The 24,111-nt window shown below is 61.9% G+C and carries 25 protein-coding genes, 2 pseudogenes and 1 other annotated feature; of the genes and pseudogenes, 14 read left to right on the plus strand and 13 right to left on the minus strand.

Features of this window, described 5'->3' with window-relative positions; genetic code table 11:
• Positions 1 to 42: 42 nt before the first annotated feature.
• Positions 43 to 882 carry a reverse transcriptase domain-containing protein gene (locus LWC34_RS54720; RefSeq protein ID WP_233734578.1) on the minus strand — a complete coding sequence of 280 codons (840 nt, stop codon included), beginning with the start codon at positions 880 to 882 and terminating at the stop codon, positions 43 to 45.
• A 930-nt stretch (positions 883 to 1,812) separates the two neighbouring features.
• On the opposite strand from LWC34_RS54720, the gene LWC34_RS54725 reads away from it, so the two are divergent.
• From LWC34_RS54725 to LWC34_RS54740, 4 genes are all read left to right on the plus strand, one after another.
• Positions 1,813 to 2,958: a site-specific integrase gene (locus LWC34_RS54725; RefSeq protein ID WP_233734580.1), complete on the plus strand. Its 1,146-nt coding sequence runs from the start codon at positions 1,813 to 1,815 to the stop codon at positions 2,956 to 2,958.
• 48 nt (positions 2,959 to 3,006) lie between these two features.
• A protein-coding gene (locus LWC34_RS54730; protein WP_233722954.1) for an IS3 family transposase occupies positions 3,007 to 4,223 on the plus strand; the annotation gives its coding sequence in 2 pieces (ribosomal slippage) (positions 3,007 to 3,286 and positions 3,286 to 4,223; 1,218 coding nt in all).
• Positions 3,285 to 3,398, plus strand: a sequence feature (AL1L pseudoknot). Its footprint overlaps the gene before it by 114 nt.
• Before the next feature lie 214 nt (positions 4,224 to 4,437).
• Positions 4,438 to 5,295, plus strand: a complete 858-nt coding sequence (locus LWC34_RS54735; protein WP_233734582.1) for a hypothetical protein — start codon at positions 4,438 to 4,440, stop codon at positions 5,293 to 5,295.
• Between the two features lie 144 nt (positions 5,296 to 5,439).
• Entirely contained in the window at positions 5,440 to 6,684 is a 1,245-nt protein-coding gene (locus LWC34_RS54740) for an IS701 family transposase (RefSeq protein ID WP_233726375.1), read from the plus strand.
• A 177-nt stretch (positions 6,685 to 6,861) separates the two neighbouring features.
• Here the strand turns inward: LWC34_RS54740 and LWC34_RS54745 are convergent, their stop codons facing one another.
• On the minus strand, positions 6,862 to 8,250 hold the full coding sequence (locus LWC34_RS54745; protein ID WP_233724823.1) for an IS1380 family transposase: 1,389 nt from the start codon (positions 8,248 to 8,250) through the stop codon (positions 6,862 to 6,864).
• Positions 8,251 to 8,376: 126 nt separating this feature from the next.
• On the opposite strand from LWC34_RS54745, the gene LWC34_RS54750 reads away from it, so the two are divergent.
• From LWC34_RS54750 to LWC34_RS58590, 3 genes are all read left to right on the plus strand, one after another.
• Complete coding sequence (locus LWC34_RS54750; protein WP_233734584.1) at positions 8,377 to 8,619, plus strand: hypothetical protein; 243 nt, start codon at positions 8,377 to 8,379, stop codon at positions 8,617 to 8,619.
• Positions 8,620 to 8,729: 110 nt separating this feature from the next.
• Positions 8,730 to 9,296, plus strand: a complete 567-nt coding sequence (locus LWC34_RS54755) for an NUDIX hydrolase (protein ID WP_233734587.1) — start codon at positions 8,730 to 8,732, stop codon at positions 9,294 to 9,296.
• Between the two features lie 66 nt (positions 9,297 to 9,362).
• Complete coding sequence (locus tag LWC34_RS58590) at positions 9,363 to 9,539, plus strand: hypothetical protein (protein ID WP_308200311.1); 177 nt, start codon at positions 9,363 to 9,365, stop codon at positions 9,537 to 9,539.
• Here the strand turns inward: LWC34_RS58590 and LWC34_RS54760 are convergent.
• Both LWC34_RS54760 and LWC34_RS54765 read right to left on the minus strand, forming a co-directional pair.
• Positions 9,536 to 10,369, minus strand: a complete 834-nt coding sequence (locus LWC34_RS54760; protein WP_308200312.1) for an NsdA family TPR-like regulatory protein — start codon at positions 10,367 to 10,369, stop codon at positions 9,536 to 9,538. The two genes, LWC34_RS58590 and LWC34_RS54760, sit on opposite strands and share 4 nt — an antisense overlap.
• A 206-nt stretch (positions 10,370 to 10,575) precedes the next feature.
• Positions 10,576 to 10,965, minus strand: a complete 390-nt coding sequence (locus LWC34_RS54765) for a helix-turn-helix domain-containing protein (protein ID WP_233734589.1) — start codon at positions 10,963 to 10,965, stop codon at positions 10,576 to 10,578.
• A 168-nt stretch (positions 10,966 to 11,133) separates the two neighbouring features.
• Between LWC34_RS54765 and LWC34_RS54770 the strand changes: the two genes are divergently transcribed.
• From LWC34_RS54770 to LWC34_RS54790, 5 genes and pseudogenes are all read left to right on the plus strand, one after another.
• Entirely contained in the window at positions 11,134 to 11,415 is a 282-nt protein-coding gene (locus tag LWC34_RS54770) for a helix-turn-helix domain-containing protein (RefSeq protein ID WP_233734591.1), read from the plus strand.
• Positions 11,412 to 11,780, plus strand: a complete 369-nt coding sequence (locus LWC34_RS54775; protein ID WP_308200313.1) for a WhiB family transcriptional regulator — start codon at positions 11,412 to 11,414, stop codon at positions 11,778 to 11,780. Before LWC34_RS54770 ends, LWC34_RS54775 begins: the two co-directional genes overlap by 4 nt.
• Entirely contained in the window at positions 11,777 to 12,109 is a 333-nt protein-coding gene (locus LWC34_RS54780; protein ID WP_233734593.1) for a hypothetical protein, read from the plus strand. Before LWC34_RS54775 ends, LWC34_RS54780 begins: the two co-directional genes overlap by 4 nt.
• Positions 12,106 to 12,501 (plus strand): annotated as a pseudogene (locus LWC34_RS54785) (hypothetical protein); the annotation flags it as partial. The gene LWC34_RS54780 and the pseudogene LWC34_RS54785, both read left to right, overlap by 4 nt.
• Positions 12,497 to 13,990: pseudogene (locus tag LWC34_RS54790) on the plus strand (cell division protein FtsK); the annotation flags it as partial. The pseudogenes LWC34_RS54785 and LWC34_RS54790, both read left to right, overlap by 5 nt.
• A gap of 81 nt (positions 13,991 to 14,071) precedes the next feature.
• Here the strand turns inward: LWC34_RS54790 and LWC34_RS54795 are convergent.
• The 3 genes from LWC34_RS54795 to LWC34_RS54805 all read right to left on the minus strand — a co-directional run bounded on the left by LWC34_RS54795 (position 14,072) and on the right by LWC34_RS54805 (position 16,033).
• Positions 14,072 to 14,422 carry a hypothetical protein gene (locus LWC34_RS54795; protein WP_233734595.1) on the minus strand — a complete coding sequence of 117 codons (351 nt, stop codon included), beginning with the start codon at positions 14,420 to 14,422 and terminating at the stop codon, positions 14,072 to 14,074.
• A 125-nt stretch (positions 14,423 to 14,547) separates the two neighbouring features.
• Positions 14,548 to 15,441: a helix-turn-helix domain-containing protein gene (locus LWC34_RS54800; protein WP_233734597.1), complete on the minus strand. Its 894-nt coding sequence runs from the start codon at positions 15,439 to 15,441 to the stop codon at positions 14,548 to 14,550.
• A 220-nt stretch (positions 15,442 to 15,661) separates the two neighbouring features.
• Entirely contained in the window at positions 15,662 to 16,033 is a 372-nt protein-coding gene (locus LWC34_RS54805) for a hypothetical protein (RefSeq protein WP_233734599.1), read from the minus strand.
• A gap of 328 nt (positions 16,034 to 16,361) precedes the next feature.
• Here LWC34_RS54805 and LWC34_RS54810 point away from each other — a divergent pair, with 328 nt between their 5' ends.
• Positions 16,362 to 17,525, plus strand: a complete 1,164-nt coding sequence (locus LWC34_RS54810; protein ID WP_233734601.1) for an NsdA family TPR-like regulatory protein — start codon at positions 16,362 to 16,364, stop codon at positions 17,523 to 17,525.
• A 1-nt stretch (position 17,526) separates the two neighbouring features.
• Here LWC34_RS54810 and LWC34_RS54815 read toward each other — a convergent pair whose 3' ends face one another.
• From LWC34_RS54815 to LWC34_RS54835, 5 genes are all read right to left on the minus strand, one after another.
• Entirely contained in the window at positions 17,527 to 18,378 is an 852-nt protein-coding gene (locus tag LWC34_RS54815) for a hypothetical protein (protein WP_233734602.1), read from the minus strand.
• On the minus strand, positions 18,341 to 19,363 hold the full coding sequence (locus LWC34_RS54820) for a hypothetical protein (RefSeq protein ID WP_233734604.1): 1,023 nt from the start codon (positions 19,361 to 19,363) through the stop codon (positions 18,341 to 18,343). The genes LWC34_RS54815 and LWC34_RS54820 overlap by 38 nt, the downstream gene beginning before the upstream one ends.
• A gap of 138 nt (positions 19,364 to 19,501) precedes the next feature.
• Entirely contained in the window at positions 19,502 to 20,332 is an 831-nt protein-coding gene (locus tag LWC34_RS54825; protein WP_233722715.1) for a transposase family protein, read from the minus strand.
• A gap of 508 nt (positions 20,333 to 20,840) precedes the next feature.
• Positions 20,841 to 21,158, minus strand: a complete 318-nt coding sequence (locus tag LWC34_RS54830; RefSeq protein WP_233734605.1) for an SAV_915 family protein — start codon at positions 21,156 to 21,158, stop codon at positions 20,841 to 20,843.
• A gap of 784 nt (positions 21,159 to 21,942) precedes the next feature.
• A complete protein-coding gene (locus tag LWC34_RS54835) occupies positions 21,943 to 22,425 on the minus strand; it encodes an Lrp/AsnC family transcriptional regulator (protein WP_233734607.1) in 483 nt (160 codons plus the stop codon).
• Between the two features lie 131 nt (positions 22,426 to 22,556).
• Between LWC34_RS54835 and LWC34_RS54840 the strand changes: the two genes are divergently transcribed.
• Positions 22,557 to 23,669: a trans-sulfuration enzyme family protein gene (locus LWC34_RS54840; RefSeq protein ID WP_233734609.1), complete on the plus strand. Its 1,113-nt coding sequence runs from the start codon at positions 22,557 to 22,559 to the stop codon at positions 23,667 to 23,669.
• Here LWC34_RS54840 and soxR read toward each other — a convergent pair.
• On the minus strand, positions 23,666 to 24,106 hold the full coding sequence (soxR, locus tag LWC34_RS54845) for a redox-sensitive transcriptional activator SoxR (protein ID WP_233734611.1): 441 nt from the start codon (positions 24,104 to 24,106) through the stop codon (positions 23,666 to 23,668). The two genes, LWC34_RS54840 and soxR, sit on opposite strands and share 4 nt — an antisense overlap.
• Positions 24,107 to 24,111: the final 5 nt, after the last annotated feature.

The following is a 24,111-nucleotide window of genomic DNA, read 5'->3' on the forward strand; positions in this document are numbered from 1 at the left end:
GCCCGGCACCATGCCGGACCTCCTGATCAGAGGATCCGCGTGTTATGCGCAGTGCTCGACCCCCGAAATCGCTGTCATCAGGCCATACCGACCGACACTGCGCATAACCCAGCGCTGTTCATAAGGCTCCTTATGTTCAGCTGAACATAACCCGCCTTGCGGTGTTCCGGTCAGGGTCTCTTCCCGGTTCCCGAGTTCGGTTAGAACCCCGGCTTTCAGGAACGCCTTCACCAGCGCGCAGATCCGCTTATCCGTGATTCTCGCCCGCAGACGGTCCATCAACGCCCGATGCGATATCTCATCGAAACAGGCTTCGATGTCCGCCTCCAGCACCCAGTGATAGTTCCGAGGCTTCGAGGCGTAGTAGTGAATCTCGGCCACCGCGTCCTGCGCGCGCCGGTTCGGACGGAACCCATACGAGCAGGGTTTGAAGTCTGCTTCGAAGATGGGTTCGAGCACCAACTTCAGGCTCGCCTGGACCACCCGGTCAGTGATGGTGGGAATCCCGAGCTTCCGGAACTTCCCCGTGCTCCCCTTGGGGATCATCACCCGCCGCACCGCGACCGGACGGAACATTCTCGACTTGAGCGCGTCCCGGATCTGGGCTAGGAAAGCCTCGGCCCCTACCCAGGTCTCGACCAAGCCAACGCTGACCTTGTCGATGCCCGGGGTCCGCGCGCCCCTGTTGGTCGTGACGCGTTCCCACGCGCACACCAGGAACGCAGGATCAGCAACGAGGTTGAACAGATCACCAAACCGGCGACCCGATTGCTCGGTCGCCCAGCGATGTAGTTTGGTCTGCATCCTCCGTACCGTGATCGCCGCGGACTCGACATCCGGCCAGACCACGGCGCCGGTATTCACCGGCGCGTCTTCGGACATTGCTTTCCCTCTCTATCTGACGCACTGTCGCCCTTCCCCATGTGCACGGGCTTTCCCCGGCTCGGAGTACTACGGCGACTCCGCCCCAACCCCGGCCCTTCGACAGGCGTCGCGTCTATCCCCGCCCACTTCGCTGGCTGCGCGGCGCGTCGGGGATCGCGACCGGGGTGGTTCCCACGTTCACTGTTGTCCGGTTGACGGGTGAGGCGTCCGGCTATACCCCTGCGGCATCGCCACGGCTACGCCGTAGACCTTCACCGTGGCCTCCAGGCCCAGACTTCGGAGGCCCGACCTGGAGTTCCCCACCCCGTTTCCAGGGTGGGTGCGCACCGCCCACCAGCCCGAATCCACCGGGTTAGAGCTGGCTATTCGTGAAGAGGCGTAACGAAACCGGTTCCTCGCGTACACCTTCCCGTCTCGCTCACCGCGCCCGGCCCGTCCGGTAGTGCCAAGCCGACGCGACTTTGTCGAGGCTGCTCCCACCCAACCCAGCGACCCCTGGGACCGGCTGCCTCCAGCTTCACCCCGCCGCTACGACGACGGAGCGATGGACGGTCTTCCACCTCCATCCGTAAACAACAGCGCCTCGTGGCGCACCCGAAGCCGAACAGGAAGGTCAGCCCCACGACCGTTCCCACGATGACCGTGACGGCTCGAACCACGGCCGCCTGGTTGCCGGTCGAGGACGCTTGCCGGGTGAGCGTGGCAGTGGCCATCAGGCGTCACCGCCTCGGCGGTTGACCTGCGCAATTGCTGACGGGAGGCGTCGGATGGCTACTGGCCTGATCTCGATCTCCGGGCCCTCGACGAGGACCAAAGAGTTCGGATTGTGCCACGTTAGGCCCACCAGATCTACCAGCAAAAACAACTTCAGAAGATCAACGATGTTGATCATTGGGTGCGGCCCAGGGTGCGAGTACCCTCGGGCCCATGAGCGCTTCGCGCCCCGAAGGGCGGCGCCGAGGTCGGATCGAGGAACGCGGCGACACCCTCCGCGTCGTCGTCTACGCGGGCCTAGACCCGGTCACTCGCCGCCGTTCATACCTCCGAGAAACCATCCAGGGCACCGATTCCGCCGCCTACAAGCGCGCTCAGCGCGCCTTGACACGCCTCTCCGCTGAGATCGACAAGCTTCGTGCCCCGACGTCCTCTGTCAGCCTCGGCTACGCCATCGATGAGTGGCTGCGTACCGCCGACATCGAGACCAGCACACGTGACGGGTACGTGGGTTACATCGATCGCGTCATCCGTCCGGTTCTTGGCGATACCGCCATCAATAAGCTGAGCACGAAGGATCTAGAAACGCTCTATTCGGTGCTGCGACGCTGCCGCACCCGCTGTGACGGCCGTCCGTTCATTGAGCACAAAGCTGAAGACGAGCACGACTGTGTCAAAGCCGGATGCCAGCCGCATAAGTGCAAGCCGATGGCTGCTTCGACGGTCCGCCAAATCCACTCCATCATCAGCGGCGTGCTGAACGCTGCTGTTCGATGGGATTGGATTTCCTCGAACCCTGCCAAGGTCGCTAAGCGACCCAAGCAAAAACCGCCTGAGCCAGATCCGCCATCGTCAGCAGACGCTGCGCGCCTGGTCGATCGCGCCTTCGAGATGGGCGAAGACTGGGGCACGCTTGTTTGGCTCGTGATGACGACCGGCATTCGCCGTGCGGAGGTCGCTGGTCTGCGTTGGTCCCGTGTGGACTTGGATACCGAAGTGGTCGAGATCCGGCGGAGTTACGTTATGAGTAAGGGGAAGGGCAGGGAGAAGGACACTAAGACGCATCAAATGCGGCGAGTGGCTCTGGATTCCGAGACGGTGGCTTTGTTGCGGTCGCACAAGGAACGGTGCCGCATAGAACTGGCTAAGGTCAACGTCGAGTTGACCGACGAAATGTTCGTCTTCATGAGTGCTCGCAAAATCAACGCCGCGGAGCCTTACTCGCCCGACGCTATCTCGCGTCGATATAAAAAGATGGCTGCTGCTCTAGATATCAACACACATATCCATGCCCTTCGGCACTTCTCTGCGACCGAACTGCTTACGGCCGGTGTCGACCTTCGAACCGTTGCTGGGTGAACCGCCCCGGGATCGATGGAGACTCTGATCCTATGGGAGAATTAGATCGTGTCTGCGCCCAAGAAGTACCCGAACGAGTTGCGTGAGCGTGCGGTTCGTTTGGTGTTCGAGATCCGTCGTGAACGTGGTAGCTCGCATGGTGTGATCCCTGAGGTCGCCGCTCGTTTGGGGATCGGTGACCAATCGCTTCGGGCGTGGGTAAAGCAGGCTGAAATTGATGACGGTGGTCGGCCGGGTACGTCGACTGCGGATGCGCAGCGACTCGCCGAGCTGGAGCGTGAGAACCGAGAGCTCCGACGCTCTAACGAGATTTTGAAAGCCGCGTCTGCTTTCTTCGCGCGGGAGCTCGACCCGCGACCGCCACGCTAGTCGAATTCATCGACGGTCACAAGAACGAATTCGGAGTCGAGCCGATCTGTCGTGAATTACAGGTCGCTCCGTCAACGTACTATGCCGCGCTCACCCGGCCAGCGTCTGCCCGATCGGTCCGCGACGAGAAGCTGGCACGCGAGATCCGCCGCGTCTACGAGGAAAACTACTGCGTCTACGGCGCCCGGAAGATCTGGAGCCAGCTCAACCGCGAGGGCATCACGGTCGCCCGGTGCACGGTCGAGCGGCTGATGGGCACGCTGGGGATGTCCGGTGCGGTGCGCGGGAAAACCCGCCGGACGACGGTCGCCGACCCGAGCACCCGACGGGCTCCGGACCTGGTCAAACGCGACTTCACCGCAGCCGCGCCGAACCGGTTGTGGGTCGCGGATTTCACCTACTGCGCCACGTGGGCCGGCACCGTGTATACCGCGTTCGTCATCGACGTCTATTCGCGGCGGATTGTCGGCTGGCGCACCTCGACGTCCATGACCACAGATCTGCCGTTGGACGCGCTGGACATGGCGATCTGGGCACGTAATGACCGGCTTGACACGCTTGTGCACCACTCCGACCGTGGCACGCAATACACGTCAATTCGCTACACCGAGCGGCTCGTTGAGGCCGGTGCTGAGTGTTCGGTCGGCACAACCGGCGATTCCTATGACAACGCTCTCGCCGAGTCAGCGATCGGACTGTACAAGACCGAACTGGTCCGAAGGAAGGGACCATGGAAGACCGTGGACGAACTGGAAATCGCCACTCTTGAGTGGGTTGACTGGTTCAATCATCGGCGTTTGCACAGCGCGATCGGCAACATCCCGCCAGCCGAATACGAGACCCTCTACTACGCCCAAGAAACATCTGATACGGTAGCCAAGACGATATCGAGGTAGCCTCTATCGATCCCGGTGCGGTTCAGGGCGACTAGGGCATGGTGGGGGTGGAGCCACTACATTGCGGGTATACGCGGCGTGGGTTGCGGCGGCGGACCGCAAGGCTGCTGAATTCCTCGGTGCTCGCCTACCCAAGCGAGGGGATCTCTAAGGGTGAAGCGTCACATCGTCAGCTAAGCAAACCAGGTTGACTGCTCCGTGCATAATTGATGCCATGAAAGCGCAGATCTGGTACTTCCGTATCTACACCACGCATGACTATTACACTCGGTCAACATCGATTGTCCAAGGTCGGGAATTTTCTATCTCGCCGTCGATTGCTGCAACTGTTAGCATGGGCGATGTTCCGGAAGATATTCTCGATGCTCATGGTCGATCTTCAAGCGTGCTCCGTTATTTCATTGATCGGTCTTGTGAGATTGAGCGTAAAGATCCTCCTGTGGACTGGGTGAGTAAGGAAACCGCCTACATTTGTCTGGGGGTTAAGTTTAGTGTAGACCTGCCGGTGAGGGATGGTGCGGAAGGGGAGGCTTACGCTTGGTACGAGTATCTGGAGGCGGAAAAGGTAATCGAGGGCGCTACGTCAAAGGCGAGAGACTTGCTTGATGAGATGAGTCTGATCGTATTGGTGAAATTTGGTCGCGAAATCGTCGCTAGACAGATCTTTGATTCTCGGGCCTATATCATTGCCGATGGGAAGCCGAGTCAGCCGGTCCCCATTTTTCGTGCAGGCCGAGCAGTGGCCATTAGAATCAACTCACCCGAAACGCTCCCCTTTGGAGAGCTTGAAAAGCTTACGGTCGACGATTTCCGATACAATCCGGCTGCTGTATCCATAGGTCGGTGGATGTCGCTGGGGCTTGCGGAGTCGGATCCATTCAAAAAGTTTATGTGGGGATTTATTGGGATCGAAGTCTTGGTGAAGAAGGTTGTTTCGAAGAACCCGGATATCATTGCGAACAAGTTGAGATTCTCTGTAGATGAAGGTGAGGATGTAGCAGGTATTGCCGTTCGCGAACTTATATGGCCAGCCCCTAGTACGGCAGCCGGACTTCGTGATCTTGGCTGGTGAGGGTCCCTGAATACGGACGCGGCCACCAGTTGATCATGAGCAGTTGTGTGGACAACTCAAGATCGTGTGGTGGCCGCGGGCGCCATCGTAAACCCCGTTGAGGGTGTGGATCCCGTTGGCTGGCGGGAGAAGTTCGACGGGCTGATGGCTCGGGTGGCGAAGCGGTTTAAGCGGGTGGAACCGCGCCGGCGAGCACGAGCGTTCGTGGAGGGGCTGCTGGCCGACCTGCCGCGCAAGAACTGCTGGACGATCGCCGAGCACGCCGGGGACGCGACGCCGGACGGGATGCAGCACCTGCTGTCGCGGGCGGTGTGGGATGCCGATGAGGTGCGCGACGACGTGCGGGATGCCGCGGTGGAATATCTCGGTGACACCGACGCGATGCTGGTCGTGGACGAGACCGGCGACGTCAAGAAAGGGACGTGCACGGTCGCGACCCAGCGCCAATACACCGGTACCGCCGGGCGGATCGAGAACGCCCAGGTCGGGGTGTTTCTGACCTATACCACCAAGGTCGGGCACACACTGATCGACCGTGAGCTGTACCTGCCGCGCTCCTGGACCGGTGATCCTGATCGGTGCGCGGCGGCCGGGGTCCCTGAGGACACCGGGTTCGCGACCAAGCCCGCGCTGGCCTCGCGCATGATTCTGCGTGCCCTCGACGGTGGTGTGCCCGCCGGGTGGGTCGCCGCGGACGAGGTCTACGGCAGCAATCCGACGCTGCGTGGCGATCTGGAGAAACGGCGGGTCGGGTACGTGCTCGCGGTGGCCTGCGACCACCGGGTCAGCACCGCCACGGGCACCTATCGGGCCGATGAACTGCTCGCGCGGCTACCGAAACGTGCCTGGCAGCGACTGTCCGCGGGCAAAGGCGTGAAAGGACACCGGTTCTACGACTGGGCCTGGATCAGTCTCACCAGCGGTGATGACGAGCCCGCCGGGCATCGGTGGCTGCTGGTCCGGCGCAACCGCCGCACCGGCGAACGTGCCTTCTACCGCTGCTACGCGCCCGAAAGGGTGCCGCTGGCCACGCTGGTGCGGGTGGCCGGGCGCCGATGGACCGTCGAGGAGTCCTTCCAAACCGGCAAAGGCCAAACCGGTCTGGACGAACACCAAGTCCGCACGTGGACATCTTGGTATCGCTGGACAACCCTGGTGCTGCTCGCCCACGTCTTCCTCGCGATCGTGACGGTCACCGCCCGCGCCAGACCCGCTGCGGACGGGCTGATTCCGTTGACACTCAACGAAATCCGCCATCTCTACAACGCACTGGTGCTCACTCCGGCCACAGACATCCGGCACGTCCTGCACTGCTCACACTGGCGCAGGCGACACCAATACCGAGCCCAGCAAGCCCACTACCAGCACCAATCGCTCCAGGAACCATGAAGATCACGATCTACGACTGGAGTACTAGCCTCGGCCTTTCGCGCAGTATTTAGTTGATCTTGCTTGTGGTTTTGTCGATCTTGCCGTGAGTGTTTCCGACTGTGAGCGTGGCTAGCCCGCCGACCTGCTTGTGTCGGCCGCTCCGGTTCTTGCCGATCGTAGGGACAGGGGTGCGGATCAGGTGAAGGCGGCGCGGATCTTCAACCAGCCCTGGGCGATCGCGTGGGCATAGGCACAGGTTTCATCGATGCGGATCCGGACTTGCCGGGCACCACGAGTGATTCGGGCGCCCACGTGCAGCACCAAGTTCCGGAACGTAGCGATCTCGGCGCGCGCCAGCACGGGTGTGCCGGTGAAACCCAGGATTTTCGCCCAACACACCAGATCAGTGGCCGCCAGTAACGTCTCCAGCCAGGCGGTGTTCTCCGCGAACCCACGACAGGGCAGGTTGCGCAGGCCGGTGGCCTTGGCTTGGCGGATGCGGTCTTCCACCCGGGCGTGCTGGCGGTGGTGCAGTTCCAGACCGGCGGTCTGACCGGGGATGACCCGGTCGGGGATGTCGGTGATGAACGCGGTGATCCGATGCCCGTCCACATCGGTGAACCTCAACTGGGCGCCGGGATGGGGACGTTCAGCACGCACGATGACCTTCGATCCGGCAGGCCAACTCGACAGGTCGAGCATTCCGGTGATGTCGGCGACCCAGGCACCATCCCGGATCCCGCCCGCACGGTCGATGGCCGATTCCCATGCCTGGTCGGGAATCTGATCGACCACGACCTGGATGCGGGCATCCACCGGGAACCCGAAGGAGAACCACACTCCCCGCTCCCGGCACGCCTGCGCGAACGCGAGGGTGGCACCGGCGGAGTCCGAGCGGGCTACCACCCGCACCGAGTCCGGATCACCCGGACGTGGCCGGGCATGGGCGGGTAACGACGCCAACGCCCGCTCCAGCACCGCGATGTGGTCTGCTGCCGTGTTCGACCCGGCGTTACCCGCCCGCAGCAGGCCCGCCAGTGCTTCGCCTCCCGAGACCTCTGGGCGGTCCAGAAACGCCAACAACGGGTGAAAACCAAACGTCCGTTTCCAGGTTTTGGCCGCGTTCTCCTTGTCCTCAGCATGGGAAATCGTGACCGTGGCGTCGAAATCGATCCGCAGCAGCCCGGTCAGGTCCGGGCCGGCACCCGCGGCCCACGCCCGTTCTCGGGCCGCCGCCCGCGCGGCGAGTATCCCCGGCAGATGCGCTTCGTCGATCCGGTCCAGCATCCGCCAGGCGGTCGGCATGCTGGCCACCGGCCCGCACACCGCATGCTGGTCACCGAAGACCTCGATGTGCGAGACACAGTCGCCGCCATCGGCGATGGCCACGGCCATGTCGGCGAACACCTGTCCTGGTGCATGCATCCACGGACCGGCATACGTGTCGACCAACGCCTCGTTCACCCCCGCGACCAGGCCGGTGTCCTGGGCCAACTCCCGCAACATCCCCACCCCGGCATGCGACACCACACCACGCCCATCAGCACTGACCTTGACCCGCCTCGACCGCTTGCTACGCTTCACCTACGGAGTGCCCTTCTGCTTGGGATCTGCTGTCATCGCAAACAACAGTTTCCCTTGCAGGACGGCACTTCCGTGCATCTATAGCCCGTGTCGCACTATTTCGCGCGAAAGACGCAGGTTAGTCGTATGGATGATGAGCCAAGCCGAGATCCATACAGGAATATGGTCTTCTACTTTGCAGCGGTCGCACTTGCTTGTAGTCCGCAGACGGCGAACGAGGATGTCAAGATATTCAAGCAGCTGCAAAAGTTTCGCAACAATATTCACGGTTCATACATACATGAAGAAGCGGCTGAAAATTTTTCTCATGATGCGCTTGATCTTCTCACGCGCTACGCTCCGGCCGTCATGCCTTTCCTCCTTAGATAAAATCGGATAGCACGCGTCGATCGCAGTTTGTGAACGTAGGGTGTTGCCTGGTGGATTGTTGGGGCGAGGACTTCGGGCTTGGCATCGTCCTTCCACCGTAGGCTGCGTCTGTGACTGAGGCACATGGTTCGTGGAAGACATACGGCGAGCGGCTGGTTTACGACAATCGATGGGTTCGGTTGGGGCTCGTGGACGTCGAGGCTCCAAACGGGGAGCGTTGGGACTATCACGTTGTCCACTTGGCACCGATCGCTATCGGAATGGTTGTGAACCAACAGGATGAGGTCCTGTTGCTGTGGCGGTATCGGTTCGCCACCGAGCAGTGGGGGTATGAGTTGCTCGGTGGTCTGGTGGAAGACGGCGAAGCCCCGGCGGTTACGGCGGCACGCGAGATTGAGGAAGAGAGCGGGTGGCGACCGGTCGGCGAGCCGGAGCACCTCATTGGCTTCGAGCCGTTGCCGGGCCAAGTGACGGCCAAGACAGACGTGTACCTATGGCGCAACGCCGAGAAGATAGGCGAGCCAACGGACACAGAGGAAGTTGGCCGCCTGGAGTGGGTTCCGCTGAGCCGGATACCGGAACTGGCTGTACAGCAACAGCTTCTGGGGGCGGGAGCAATCGTTCCGTTGCTGTACTACGTGGCGTCACGCAATCCCGGCGCTGCCGGGCAAGACTAGGCCGCTGAGTCGCCGTCGCTGTCGGTCGGACTTGATCTGGGCGGCAAGCCGCTTTGCCTCGCGCGCGTGGGCAAGAGCAGCATCTCGGTCCCCGGCAGCGGCGTAGGCAAAAGCGAGGTCCACGAGCAGTCCGGTTTTGCCGCGAATGAACTCGGCGGGCAGGCGGAGCAGCGCGTGATCGAGTTGGTCGATCGCGTCCGGTTCGCCGAGTCGTGCAAGGGCATAGCCGCGCCATCGGGCTAGGTGAGCTTCGGCGAGAAACAGGTACGGCAAGCAGGGTCTACGGGATCGGTCGGTACGAGTGCGTTGGCCGTGTCGAAGGCTCGTAGCGCGTCATCCCGCCGACCGGCGGCTGCAAGCCCCTCGCCGTGTGCGGCTGCGAGCCACGCGCGCAACAGCGACGGCGCCGTGTGTTCGGCGACAGATCGAGCGGATTCCAGGAGGTCCACCGCGCCGCGTATCTCGCCGAGATCGATGAGGATGAACGCTTGTTGCGCCGTGGCGTGCGCGAGCAACACGGGCGACTCAGCTTGGTGCGCGGCAGCCTTGGCACGCTCGTGGTGATCCCATGCTTGGTTGAACGCGGCCCGATCCAGTGCTTCCCAACCAGCCAAGGCGGACGCTTCCGTGAGGATCCCGGCGAGTGCTTCACGATGGCCCTGCGCCGTGCTGAACGTCAGCAGTCCCTCCAACTGCTTGATGGTGCTACGGAGTTGGTCGAGCAGGACGACCCCGCCGAACCGCCGGTCGACATGCCGGGCGTTCTCGACCTGCTGACGGAACCGCTCCACCATGTCGGCGTCGATTCTGCGCGCGACGGTGATGCGGGCGACGAGCTCGTCAGCGTCGCTATCGTCCTGCTCCGGCAGGAAGCCGACCTCTTCGTTGGTCCGGCCGTAGATGTCGCGGAACAAGCGCTGATATTGCGCGCTGACAGCTTCGTGACCGTTTTCCCAGCGAGACACCTTTGTCTTCAAACTCGTCGCTGACATGACCGGAACTGCGAGTGCATCAGCGCGACGCAGAAGCATCCGGATCACTTCGTCAGCCGAGTAGCCGAGCTGCTTTCTCACCGCCTGAAGTCTCGTCCCCACCATCTCTCCCCCCGGCCGAATAACTGCTCTGACCTGCGAAGTTAATTCGAGTTAATGGGCAGCTTGTTAACCGCAGCCAACTGTGGAAGCGCGCGGAAATGCCGTTCTCTATAGGCATGAACGCAACACGCAATGACCGGTCAGCAACCCAGTGCGGGTTGCTGGCGACTCCGCCGGAGCGGGGCCTACTGCTGCCGGTTCTGCTCTGCACGGTCGATCACTGTCGTGAGATTGCTGCTGATCGTGTCGAGTCGTTCGGCGATCTCGTCGAGCCGCTCTTCTATGGCGGACAAGCGGTTTGCCACCGGATCATCCACGTATTCGATCGGGTCGCCGGGTGCAGGTGGCTTGCGTCGGTTGAGCACCGCAGTGAGGTGCTGCGGGTGCCAGCCGAGGGCAACCGCGAGGGCTTCGAGCGTGCGGGAACCGCGTCGGCGTTCGACGGTGTTGTACTGAAGTTCGCGAATGATGGCCTGCGAGACGCCGGAGCGTTCAGCAAGTACGCGCTGCTTTATCCCGAGCTCGTTCACGCGCTCGTTGATGGCCTTCGCGACCGCCGCCCAATCTTCCGTCACGTATTCCTCCGCGCTCCGCCTCAACGCCGAGATTAGTCGTACTCCGCGATTCGGTGGGCGAGGCCAAGCAATTGCGCCCGCGATTGGACCATTCGTGCCTCAATGAGCTGATACAAGCTCGATTTTTCGGCTGAAATTGCGCCGAACGCAATCTTAAGGAATTCATCAATGAGTACAGCTATGCCTAACGCCGGTCCTCCGGCGTTCTACACAGTCCGAGAAGCCGCGCGGATTCTGCGCGTGGACCCGGCCACCCTGTACCGGGCGATCAGGGAAGACGCGTTCCCGGCCATTCGGGTACGTGCTCGCTACGTCATCCCGTCCGCTGCACTGGACAAGCTCATCAACGAGGCCGCTGAGTCAGGTGGTTGCGTTGACGTTGCCCGCATGGCGGCGGAACGCCGGACAGCCCGTGAGATCGATCGGTTGACCGGCGGTGCGCAATGGTGAACCCAGACGACGAGAAGCGGCTGATGGAGATTGCCGCGCGGTTGGATCGGTTGCGCAACGTGCCGACGAGCGTCCTTGCCGACATTGTTAGGTGGAATGGCCTGTGCATGTGGGCCTACGGCGACGATGACCCGGCGGATCTGTTGACCGGGTTCGACACTCCTGACCGTGAGTTGGCCTTGCGGTATTGCGCGGGGTGTCCAGTGCAGGACGAGTGCCTGGAGTGGGAACTGCGGCTGCACGGCGCGGAGACGGTGGGGATTTGGGGTGCGATGCCGGAAGATGATCGGCGGGCGCTCTATCCACTGTGGCGGGCGCGTGGTGAGCGTTCCGGCGAGCGCCCTGACGGGGGTGAGTCGGGATGACGATTAGCCTTACCCCTCAACAGGTTCTTGCTGGCGTCGGGATTCTGCTGGCCTTGTTCATGGTGTGGCGGGTTGGCGCGAAGCGTACGCGGGCAGCTGTGGACGCGGCACGGACCGGTGCGCGGTTGGTGTCGTTGGCCGGTCGGGTGGCGTTCACCGCAGCAGTGATGGTTGGTGTGCAGTGGCTGGTGATCACGCATCCGGGCAACGTCACTCTGCTGTTGGTGGTGCTCGCGGTGCCGGATCTGTTCGCCGGGTACGTCCTGACCAAAGCGTTGACCGTGTCCACCATGGACGGACATCGCCGAAGCCGCGGTGACCGACGATGAACGCGAAACATGTTGCACAGCAAAAGGAATCGGAAAGGCTGGCTGCCTTCGGGCGGCCAGCCGGCCGGTCCGGTAACCGTGTCGAGCAGTTGGCGCAGGATGCTGCCGAAGCGGCGGAGTTCCGCGCGTACCAAACACATCCGGACGTGATCGCGTTGCGTGTGGAGCAGGTTCGGTCGCAAGTGGACCGGCTGTGCTGGGCCGGGATCATGCTCGGTCTGGCGTTCACCATGACCAACGTCCAGCAGTTCGCCGCCGCCGGAGCGTCCGCGTGGTCGCTGCCGTGGCTGGCGGCGTGGCTGCTCGATCCCACGGTGTCGTTGGTGTTGTTGGCGATCTTGCGTGCGGAGCAGGTCACCGCGCGGTATCAGGTGCGTACCGGTGTGTGGGTGGGCGATCACGGTGGATCTTCCGGCCACCCGTAAAGCTGCTGACGTGATCAAGCACCGGGAAGCCTTGGCGTCCGCGCTCGCGGTGGACGAGGTCCAGTTGATTGTGGAGCGGGTACGCGGTGCGGGCGGCCACGCCGGTCGGGTGGCGATGTGGGTTGCTGACTCAGATCCGTATGCGAAGGATTCGCCGCTGACGCCGTTGTTGCGGGTGGAGTCCTGGGACGCGTGGCGTCCGGTGCCGTTCGGCCGTGACCCACGTGACCGGCGGGTGGACCTGCCGCTGGTGTGGACCTCGCTGTTAATCGGTGCACTGCCGAGGCATGGCAAGACCATGGCGGGGCGGTTGGCCGCCGCTGGGTTGATCCTCGATCCGCACGCACGGTTGTACGTCGCGGACTTCAAGGGCGGCAAGGACTGGAAAGCGTGCGAGCAGTGCGCGCACCGGTTCTTCCCTGGCGACGACACCGACCACGTCCTGATGTTCAAGGCGTGGCTGGAATCGCTCGTGGTTGACGTGCAAGCGCGGTACGCGCGGATGCAGCAGTTGGACGATGAGATCTGCCCGGAATCGAAGATCACTCCGGCGATTAGTCGTACGTCGAGTTTGGACATGCCGGTCACCGCGGTCATCATCGACGAAGCCCATATCCCGTTGGAAGACAAGACAATCATCGAAGTCAACGGCAAGAAGACGAAGCTCGGCGACTACATCGGCGACCTGCTCACATGGCTAGTGCGCAAGGGACCGGCGGCGGGCATTGTCGTCATCGCTGCGACTCAACGCCCTGACTCGAACACCATCCCATCGCGGTTGCGGGCAGTGCTGGGGTCACGGTTCGCGTTGCGGGTGATGGACTGGAGAGACTCGAACATCATCCTAGGCGAGCAGATGAACACCAGAGGCTACGACGCCTCAACCCTGCTCGCCTCACACAAAGGCGTCGGGATTCTCCGGCCGGATGGCGAAACCAGCCACGGCGACGTGTTGGCTACAACACTGCGCACCTACTACATGTCCAACCAGGACTGGCAGACCATCTGCCAACGCGGCAGGGCATTACGCGAAGCAGCCGGAACGTTGACCGGACACGCGGCGGGACAAGACACCACGCCGGAACTTGATCACGTGGCCGTGGTCAAAGCCATCGGAAGCGGCACGAACGAAGACGGCGATGCGGCGGCGTGGGATGTGGCTGAGCCGCTCGCGTCCGTGCTGGCCTATCTCGGTGACGATGTGGACAGCCGGACGTTCGTGCCGACGGCAGAGTTGATCGAGGCGTTGGGAGTGGAACCGACCACGTTCGGGCGGCAGATGGCTGACCTGGGATGCGGATCGCGCCGCGAACGCATCCCCGCCGCTGACGGGACTATGCGGCAAGTACGCGGGTACCTCACCGCCGACATCCGCGCCGCTGCCCGCGACGGTGGACCCGTCACAGGACATGGCGAAACCCGTCACGACGGGCAGAACCTGTCCCATCCGCCGTGACGGGTACATGTATCCGTTGAGCTGGGCTAATATTGCAGTGACGGGTGTGACGGGTCGCTAGATGACCCGTCACACCCGTCACTAGACGCTCGGAAGCGCGATCAGTTCGAACGTCGCCGATGACGTGTCCCTGCCGCAGCTGTAGGCCAAGTGGAACGCCAAGTGCCCTACTCCCGCAGTGGGTGTCAGTCGTCTCCGGCCAATGCCAAGCCGTCCGCCGGGCGCCTTGACGAGGCGTTGAGGCTCACCGGTGAACAACGCCAGAGCGAACGCGAGCACATCCGTGCGTAGGCCGTCGTCAAAGTCCTCGGCAAGGCCTACCAACGCACGCAACTGCCCATCGTCCTCAAAACCGACACCCATAGCTCCGGCAAGCCCAGTCGCGTCATCCGCCACGATGTCCGCCAAGACGACACCCACGTGCTCCGCCAACGCCGCCAACCTCAACAACGGTGTCGGCTGCCGCAGTGGTCCATCACTCGGATACTCATCCAGAACCCCGCGCTGCAAAGGCATTTCGCAGCTGGAACACGGCACAGACGAAAAGGCATCGCCGGTCATGGTGCTTCGTCCCGCGCTCGCTCAAGCAGGATGTTGAGATGAGTCAGCGACTCCTCCGGCGACATCGCGAACTTCACCAGATTCTCAAAGGTCGATCGCAGCGCCCCGACCTGCTTCGCATCCTCGGTCTGAGCTGGGCCAACCAGACCCTCCGTGTAAGCGACATCCGGGTCTTCCTTGTCTGGGAAGGACACCAGCGTGAACGAGGTCTTCATGTCGCTACGCGGGTCAGTGGGATGCGTGATGATCTGAACCGTCACATTGGGTCGCGCAGCCAGATCACGCAGGTGACGGAGCTGCTCGACGTCCACACCAGACTGCAAGACAGGCTGATAGATCAGCGCATGCAGATACACAGGATCGTCACCGTCAAGAACCTTCCCACGCCTGACACATGCTTCAAGTTCCATCGCCAACCGCTCGTCATCCAATGACGGCGACGTCGTTTCCAACAGGCGCCGGGCGTACGCCTCGGTGCGCAGCAGAACCGGCAAGTACATCAGTTGGACATCTCGGACGACTCTGGCTTCATGCTCATCGCTAATGAGCGCGACGTCCTGTAGACCTTTGCCCTCCCACCAGGGCTTCTCTGCGGCCCGGTCACGAATGTCCTGGTAGTACTTCCAATCGCAAACAGGGACACCGTAAAGGTCCAGCAACGCTTGGGTTTCCAAGAACTTCGGTACCTGGATTCCAACCTCAAAGCGAGACATCTTTGACGGGGTCATACGCGTGGTGCGGAACACATCCTTCTGGATCAGGCCTGCCTCCTGCCGCAGCCGAATCAGCTCCCGAACCAGCTTGCGAACATGGAAGTTCAACGGCCTGCCCGTGCCATCCATCAGCCACACCGCCTCAAGAAACGCACCAGCCACGATCGGGAGTCGCATTGCCGTGCCTGGATTTCGAGCACCCGCTTGCCTCGCGCACGAAGGACTGCCCTGCAACATGAACAGCGGTGGCTTGGCGGCTCACACAGCGACGGCGGGACGACGATCGAGCCACAGTCCGCGCGGTACACACCTTCACCGGCCGTCAAACCGGCTTCCATACTGTCGTTGGACACCACGTGGTCCGCGTCGTCGGTAATGCTTGTCATCCACATGGGCCTTAGTCCTCGGACTCTGGCGCAGTCGCTGCGGCGTTGTCGTGCCATATCAGCCGGGGAGTGACGCGCCCTTCGACACGGAAGTACGGCAGGACGGACTCAGGCTCGGTCGCGAGGTACTGCTTGTGACCGTTCAGGCTGACCGCGAACGCAAAGCGCTCAAACGCCAGACCCCACGCCACACACATCGCGTCCACTCGGTCGCCGTATTCGGCTACCACGGCGAACCTGCGGGGCGCGTCGTTCGCCACCACTTCACCAACGATCTTGACGAACTCCACTTCGTCACACAGTGGCGGCATGCCTGCGGGGTCTGGGATACCTAGGCGCGGGGATTGATCCACCGCGCCGGGCTGCTCCGTTGCGATTCGCACGGCCTGGCTCCTTCAGCTGACGTCCAATGTGGAAGTCGTGACCGGAGCCGATGGGCCTATTGATTAGCCCTGGTTCCGGCCACGACCTCTCCTACGGCGGGCGCGGCCAGGTAGGAATGCGGAAGTACCCGGGCCGCGCCTCTCGCCCGGCGGCTGAGGCAACGAACCGCACACGATTCGCACCGCCGAACCATCCAACAAGTCGACTCGCGACTGTGTCAGACTGAAATCAGCTTGTCGTCAGCGGAACGTGGAGTCCACGGCCTGCGTACGGCCAGCTGACGGCCTATAGACAGCCAGCGATTTGGTTGGGGAGGCATGGCGGACGATGTCCAGTACTAGCGGCGCTAGTCGACCGGCGCGAACCCTGCTTGAACGGCTCATACGCGAGCGAAACCAAACGCTGGAAGAGTTCGCCGCCTTTGCCGAGGACTTCGCCCAGGAGCATGGGGAACCCGGCACCCTCAGCGCTGGGCACCTGCAACGCCTCGTCGCCGGTCGCCGCTATGACGGTAGACCCCTTGGCCGAGTCAGGCCTGCAACCGCCCGTCTCCTCGAACGAATCTTTGATGTGAAGATCGAGGCGTTGCTGTCAACATCGGATCCGCAGATCAACGAAGACAATCCCGGTGTCGAGCTACGAGAAAGGCTCAGAACATCCGAACGGGTAGACATCAATGTTATCCGGCTCCTACACGAACAACTGGACGCAATACGCCGACTTGACCGTCAATTGGGAGCCATCGTTGCGCGTAGTGAAGTAGAAGCCAAAATCGAGCAGGTCGAGCTACTTTTCTCGTACAGTCTCTCGCCGGATACACGCTCACGATTGGCTGCCTTGCTGACCGAGCTCTGTATGCTTGCAGGATGGCAGGCGCTCGACCTTGGACACCCAATGGAGTCGTGGCAGCATTACGAAACTGCCAAATATGCGGCTTCGGAGTCCAACTCGCGCGCGTTTGAAGCTCACGCTGCGGCGCAACACGCATTCGTCCTGATCGATATTGAGAGGCCAGCCGAAGCAACCGCATTGCTTGCAGCTGCGCGAGCAAAGGTAGCGGCTTCCTCGCCCGCAGTTCTTCGTTCGTGGCTCGCAGCTGCACATGGGGAAGCACTGGCCGCGAATGGCGAAGGTCCGAGCAGTCTCCGCGCATTCGATGACGCGGGAAAATTGCTGACCGCCGAGAAGGCTATAAATGACGGCCCCTACGTCGTACTTGATTCGACCCACCTGGACCGGTGGCGTGGTCATGCTCTTGCGCGGCTCCGACCCGCTGAAGCGGCTACAGTTCTGTCCGGCACGCTTGACCGGCTCGATCCATCGTTCGCGAGGGCCGAAACAGCACTGCGGGTTGATCTAGCAGTGGCGCTGACCGCAGTGGACGAACGTGACGAAGCCAGACGGCAGGCTAGCTACGCTGCGAGACTTGCCGAAATCATCGGCTCCGCCAGACAGCAGCGGCGTGTGCAAGCCCTGATGGCTGAAATGTGACTTATGGTGAGGAATAGGAGGACGTTCGAGCCCGTTGCAAGGCGGCCTCTGCACCTAGTTCGGTTCGAGCCGTCCGATTACTCACATAAAAGCTCACCATCCGATAAACGAGCGCAGGGTCAACAAAAAGGTTCTTACCTTCGATTGCAATCCCTGAGTTGTCGCGTGGCCTACCACCCCAAATACGTGCGAACCGTGTGGTCTCAACAGCGCCACTGTTGGCTCTAAGCCAGATCTGCGGGCCGTCACCGTTTATTGCGGACACATGCACCACATCGTCCCACGACAACCGGGACTGGTAGCCCCAGCTTCTATGCTCGATTCCAGAGGGAGTTAGGATGACCTTGCCGCGGGCTATCTTTCCTGTGACGATCTGGAGAGGATAGGTGGCGAAAAACGCTGCGATCAAACCAAATACGATAGCCGCCGCGATCGGAGAGGTTACGTCACCTTCGACGTTGCGAGCAAAATCATAAGAAGCTGCCGCGAAAATAACAACCAACATGACCATCATAAGCGCAGATCCAATGAAGCCGATTCGACTATAAGGGATTACCAAACCTGCACCTGACTGATTTCGAATCGCACTCGCCCCATGCTTACGGAGATTTATCCGACTGTCGAAGCCGACAACGATGATAATTACGAATAGCACACCGAACAGCAGAAGATATTTGACTGCGCCAGTCATCTCACCTGTTGCCGCGACACCCGCGCTTGCGAAGGCCACGAGCGCCAACAACGCCAGCCACGCCAGACCGGCATACCACTTAGCACGGCGCGGTTGTCCCCACTCAGCCACCCAAGTTGTCCGGTTAGAAGATGGCATCCCAGGCATCTCCAATCGCATCACCCACGGCTCCCGCCGCATCACCGATAGCCTTGCCCGCATTGGCGATCGCTTGGCCACCCGCCTCGACGGCATCTCCGACGGCGCCAATACCGTTCTGATACAGCGAGTCGATTGCACCTGAGGTGAAGAGACCGACTGCCGTGCCGACGACCGCCCCAACTGCGGTCCCGACACCAGGTACAGGAACAAACGAACCGACTATGGCGCCAGTTGCTGCGCCAGCCGCAATTGAAGCCGCGAAGCCTCCGGCTCCTGACACAATGGCTTGACCAACCGGCTTGTCCGTTACCGCGATGTCGTAAATGATCCCAGCCGCCGCCAGCGCACCCCCAGCTTTGAGCGCAAATTTGCCCGCGCCAGCTTTTGCATCTGCCGACTCCCTCGCCAGGTCGTCTGCCGACTGCGCCATTGTCCGGCCAGTGTCGACATCCCTGTACACCACATCAGGCGCCGCTCCGGACGCAGACGTGGCTGCCGCCATGAACTTTGCGGCATCGTCAGCCAACCTGACCGACTCCCTGAGCAGCACTGAAGAATGAAGCGTGCGCAAGGTTTCGACCGCGCCATTGGCAAGGTCGCCGATAGTGAGGAACCACTTACTCTTGATGTCGTTCCATGCATTGTTCAGGGTGTCGTCAAGAAATTTCTGCGCACGACGAACGGATTCAGTTTCCTGTTGAGCTTTCGCGTACGCTGCTGTCAGATTGGCGTACGTATTTTGAGCGGCAGTTGCCTGATTGTGCGCAGCAACGGCTTCAGGTGTGGCAGAATCTCCGGTCGGCGAAGGGCCAGGCGCTGGAGGTGGCGGTCCAGGTTCCAGAATGAGGTCGCCATCAACTCTCAGACCCGCATCGGCTCCGGCCTGCCGAATTCGAGCCATATCACCTTGAATTCGCTGAAGCCCTGCCGAATATTCGTCGAAGCGCTGCGCTGCATTATTAGCGGCGGCTGCCAGGTCGTCGGTCTTCTGAGCTCCGTTGGTCATCTTAGCGCGAAATGCTTCGCCAGCTGGACTATCCCACCCCGAGTCCGCAGAGTTTCGAACTTGGTAGATCTGTGACGCGGCACTTGTAACCGTACTCGCATATGATGAGCGTACCCAATGAGGTGATCTCAGCGACTTTCACGCGATCTTGCCGTGTTCGAAATGCGTGAGGACAAGGGCGGCTTTGACGATGTCGCCGATCTTGCTGGGGCTGGCGGTGAGATGCCGCAGGCTGCGCCAGCGTCCGGTGAGTAGGGCGAAACCACGTTCGCCCAGACACCGCAGGCCACGCAGCAGAGCGTTGCGTGTGCGGGTGTCCACGTCGAGGACCTGGCCATCGGCAGGCTGTTTGACCGGGGTGTGCACGCCGATGCCGGCACCGTCGTAGCCGCCATCGGCCAGCGTCGGCAGATCAAGGTGCGAGGCGGCCCAGTACAGCGCACCCAGCACATGCTCGCGCGCCACGGTCAAGTCATGGAGTGAACCGGGCTCGACATCCGAGACCCACCACGGAAAACCGTCCGGCGCGCACAGCGCTTGGATGTTGCCGCCGTGCTCGCGGGCTTTGCCGGAGTACCACAGGTCGATCGGCTCGCCTTTCACGCTCAACGTTTTCTCGCTACAGCGATCGGCGGAGAAGACCTTTCCATCGAGGATCACGTAGGCCGTGCCCTCATCCTTGGCCCGCTGCAGGGCCTCATGCAGGTCCGGCGCCTGCTCGGCGAGCACGATGACGACCTCATCCAAGTAGCGGTAGCCGGTGGCGCGGGAGATGCCGTGATCGCGAGCCAGGGCGGGGACGTCGGTGTTCTGCCGGAACCAGCGCAGGCCCAGCACCGCGTGGCGAAAGCAGGTCAACGCCCTGCTGTTCTTGCGGGTGCCGCGTCGGCGGCGTTCGGCGTGCAGCAGCCGGCTGAGGTAGAGGGCCAGTTCACGCGGGACATCGAGCATGGCACGATACGCAATCACGGGGAGCCTTCTGGTCCGGACTTGATCTTCGCAATCCAGTTCTACCAAGGGCTCCCCGCCCATCTTTCCCCGGGTCTCACCACTCCCCAGCACATCGACCAGCGCTCGTCCGAGCAGCTTCGCGGCTCAACAAACGAACCAGAATCTTGGTGAGATTACCTCAATGAGCCACGCCTGTAATACTTGCTGGATTACCCTGGACCTTGGTATCAATCGGCACGTCACACCACCTTGCCACCGCTGCGGGTAATCGTTTCAGCAGAACTCCGGTCATTCTCTGCGTACGTTTCGTTATTCGACGCAACCGTTTCAGCCGCCGCTGCCGCACCGACCACCAACTGTCCAGCGTGATCAGTAAGTTTCGAGAGAATCGCCACGATGGCAGCCGTGCCATTACCGGCGTCAGGCGTTCTCGGAAGTGAATTTGCTAGACCATCTACATCGGAGCTAGTGGACCGCAGTGTGCTGGCAATGTTTGAGAGAACTCCGTGGTCTACATTTTGGCTGGTCACTGTGCGTCACCGCCATGTCGATGCTCATCTGGTATGTGAACGTCCAGCAAAACCAGTTCGAATGGCTGTGCTTGCTGAATCTTATCGAGGTTTGCAACCGGCACTACAACCCAGGGTTGCGCCGCACCGCAACAATTCACCAACCTGTCCAGGGCAGAGTAGGCCAATAACGCCATACGCCCGTCCTTGGTCTTGCGCAGCTCGATAGTCAGATTGCCGCCGTTCGGTTCGCCCGCGGTCGGAAGGTAAAGAATTGGCGGAAACATCGCTGGCAGCGGTGTTCCCTCTGTCGGCCAACTAACTGCACTCTCCAAAGTCGTCCTCCCCTGACAGAACCCTGGCTCGCCCAGATCACTCACTAGTGGACTGGCTCTCAATCAGCATGGCCACAATGGAGTGCCTGTCACCGTTCACTTACGCTGCGTAAATTAGCACGCGAGTTGAGCCATGTCAGACATATCTACAACGCGACGAAATCAGCTCACAATCATCGCCGAGATTGGCCGACTAGTTCCCGGCTGCCGCGAGAGGTCATCGCTACCGCGCCTATCCGCCCCTCAGCGTCACTCCAATGACGCGGATAGCGAAGTGTCCGTTGATCATGATGCGGGGCCGTGGCGCGAACGGTGTTACCCGCCTACCTGGCCACGTCCAAGACAACGCCCAAGCGGCGCCAACGCGAAGTCAGTACGTGGCGTATGTCGTCATCGAGCATGCCTGCTTCGCCTCAGTCATCTCTGCAATGAAGGTCCTGGGTGCGAGTTTGGGTGCGAACTAACGTCGAATCGAGCCTCTGTCGCACCCAGCAGTGATCTCGTTCTGAATGTTTCCGCAGGTAGTCGACTCGGGCGAGGCTGGCCGGTTGCCTCATAATCCCTTGGCCGTGGGTTCGAGCCCCACCCGGCCCACGCGCTCTGGGCGACCCTGCTCAGTGGCTGCGCCACTTTCGCCGGGTCGCCCGTCATAACTTTGGGGGGCCGACCCCCAAGCCCCCACGGTGCGGTTGGTTTTCTTTCCAGCCTCTTGGCTTGTCAGGAATTGGCGCTGTGGTTTGACCTTTGAACACGTCTTCGACGTGTCCTGATATAGCTGGGTGGGTTAGGTCCGAGGGGTTTGGTTGAGAGGTGGCAGGACTGGGCCGCCTGGCCAGGTGGAGAAGATCAGGTGGGTTTCTACTCGGCCCACTTCGCGGCGGGAGGTGTATTCGTCGAGCACCAGGCGTTGCAGGTCTCCGGTGCTGTGGCAGGCGACGTGCACCATGAAGTCGCTGCCGCCGGTCACGTGGTGCAGGGCCACGGTTTCGGGCAGGGACTGCACGTGTTTCACGAACGGGTCGATCAACGGTCGCGCGTGCGGCTGCAGTTGGACTGCCAGCATCGCTTGCACGCTGCGACCTACGGCCTCTGGGGACACGGTTGCGGTGTAGCCCGTGATCACGCCGAGGCGTTTGAGGCGGGCCACTCGGTCGAGGCAGGTGGACGGCGCGACGCCGACTTGGGCCGCTAGGTCTTTGTTGGCTATGCGGCCGTCGGCCTGCAGCATCCGCAGGATCGCCACGTCTACCGCGTCGAGGTCGGGCATGCGTCGAACTGTATCCGGTTCACAGGCGAAAATTTGGGTGGGAACCGAATCTCAGGTCATGAACCGGGCCAGTGGCCGAACTGGGTTCGGTGAAGACGCTATCTGCCCGGATCGGCTTGCATGCTCGACTTATGGCTTTCGACACCCGTGCGATTCACGCCGGTCGCGATGATCTCGTTGACCTGGGCGTTCATGCCATTCCCCTCGATATGTCCACGACCTACCCGGCTAGGGACAGCAGTGCCGAGGCTGCGCGGCTTGATGTCCTTGCTACCGGGGAGATGGACGGTGGGCTGCCGATCTACGGTCGCGTCAGCAATCCGACGGTCGCGAGGTTTGAGACCGCCTTGGCTGAGTTGGAGGGATGCGAGGCGGGCGTTGCGTTCGCCAGCGGTATGGCGGCGTTGTCCGCGTGTTTGCTAGCTGCGGTTGTGCAAGGTAAGCCGCATGTTGTTGCTGTGCGGCCGTTGTATGGCACGACCGATCATCTTGTGGCGTCTGGGTTGTTGGGCAACTTTGTCACGTGGGCCAGTCCTGATGAGGTTGCGCAGGCGGTCAGGCCGGACACTGGGCTTGTCATTGTCGAGTCGCCCGCCAACCCGACTTTGACCGAAGTGGACATTGCTCGGCTTGCGGTGGCCGCGGGGGATGTCCCGTTGTTGGTGGACAACACTTTTGCTACGCCTGTCCTGCAGCGGCCCGTTGAGCACGGCGCCAGGATTGTCTTGCACAGCGCCACCAAATTCCTTGGCGGTCATGGCGACGTGATGGGTGGGATCATCGCGTGTGATGAGCAGTACGCGCGCACGCTGCGTCAGCTGAGGTTCGTCACTGGCGGGATTCTTCACCCGATGGCGGGTTATTTGTTGCTACGTGGGCTTTCCACGCTTCCTATCCGTATTCGTGAGGCGTCCGCCAACGCCTCCGAGCTTGCCGATCGGCTAAGAGATCACCCGAAGGTGGGGAGTGTGCATTACCCGAAGATCGGGGGCGCCTTGGTGTCGATCGAGGTTGACGGCGATCCGCTTGCCGTCGTCTCCGCGGTCAGGTTGTTCACGCCCGCGGTCAGCCTCGGCAGCGTCGACAGCCTGATCCAGCACCCCGGCTCGCTCACGCACCGCATCATGGAGCCCGAGGACCGCCAAGTCGCGGGCATCAGCGACCACCTGCTCCGGCTATCCGTTGGGCTTGAGGATGTTGAGGACCTCTGGCAGGACATCGACCAGGCGCTGCAGAAGGCCTAGAACAGCCTGCGCGGACCGGATCCCTCGTCGGCCAACGCGTCCGAGGGGTTCACCAGTCCGCATTCCCTGAACGACAGGCAGCCGCAGCCGATGCAACTGGTGAACTTGTCCCGCATCCGCTCAAGCCGCTCGATCCGGGAGTTCAGTTCGGCACTCCAGCACGCGGATGCCTTTTCCCAGAACTCCCGGTTCGGTGCGACGCCCTCCGGCAGCAGCCCGAGGACGTCGCCGATCACCGACAACGGCATGCCCACCGTCTGCGACGCACGGATGAACGCCACCTGCCGCAGGGTTTCCCGGCGATAGCGGCGCTGGTTTCCCGCTGTCCGCCTGCTGTGGATCAGGCCTTTACGCTCGTAGAACCGCAGTGCCGAGGTGGGCACCCCGCTGCGGTCGGACAATTCCCCGATGGTCAACTCGGCGCGTACGACAGCCATACCCG

Source organism: Kibdelosporangium philippinense (genome assembly GCF_021390435.2).
Lineage (GTDB): Bacteria > Actinomycetota > Actinomycetes > Mycobacteriales > Pseudonocardiaceae > Kibdelosporangium > Kibdelosporangium philippinense.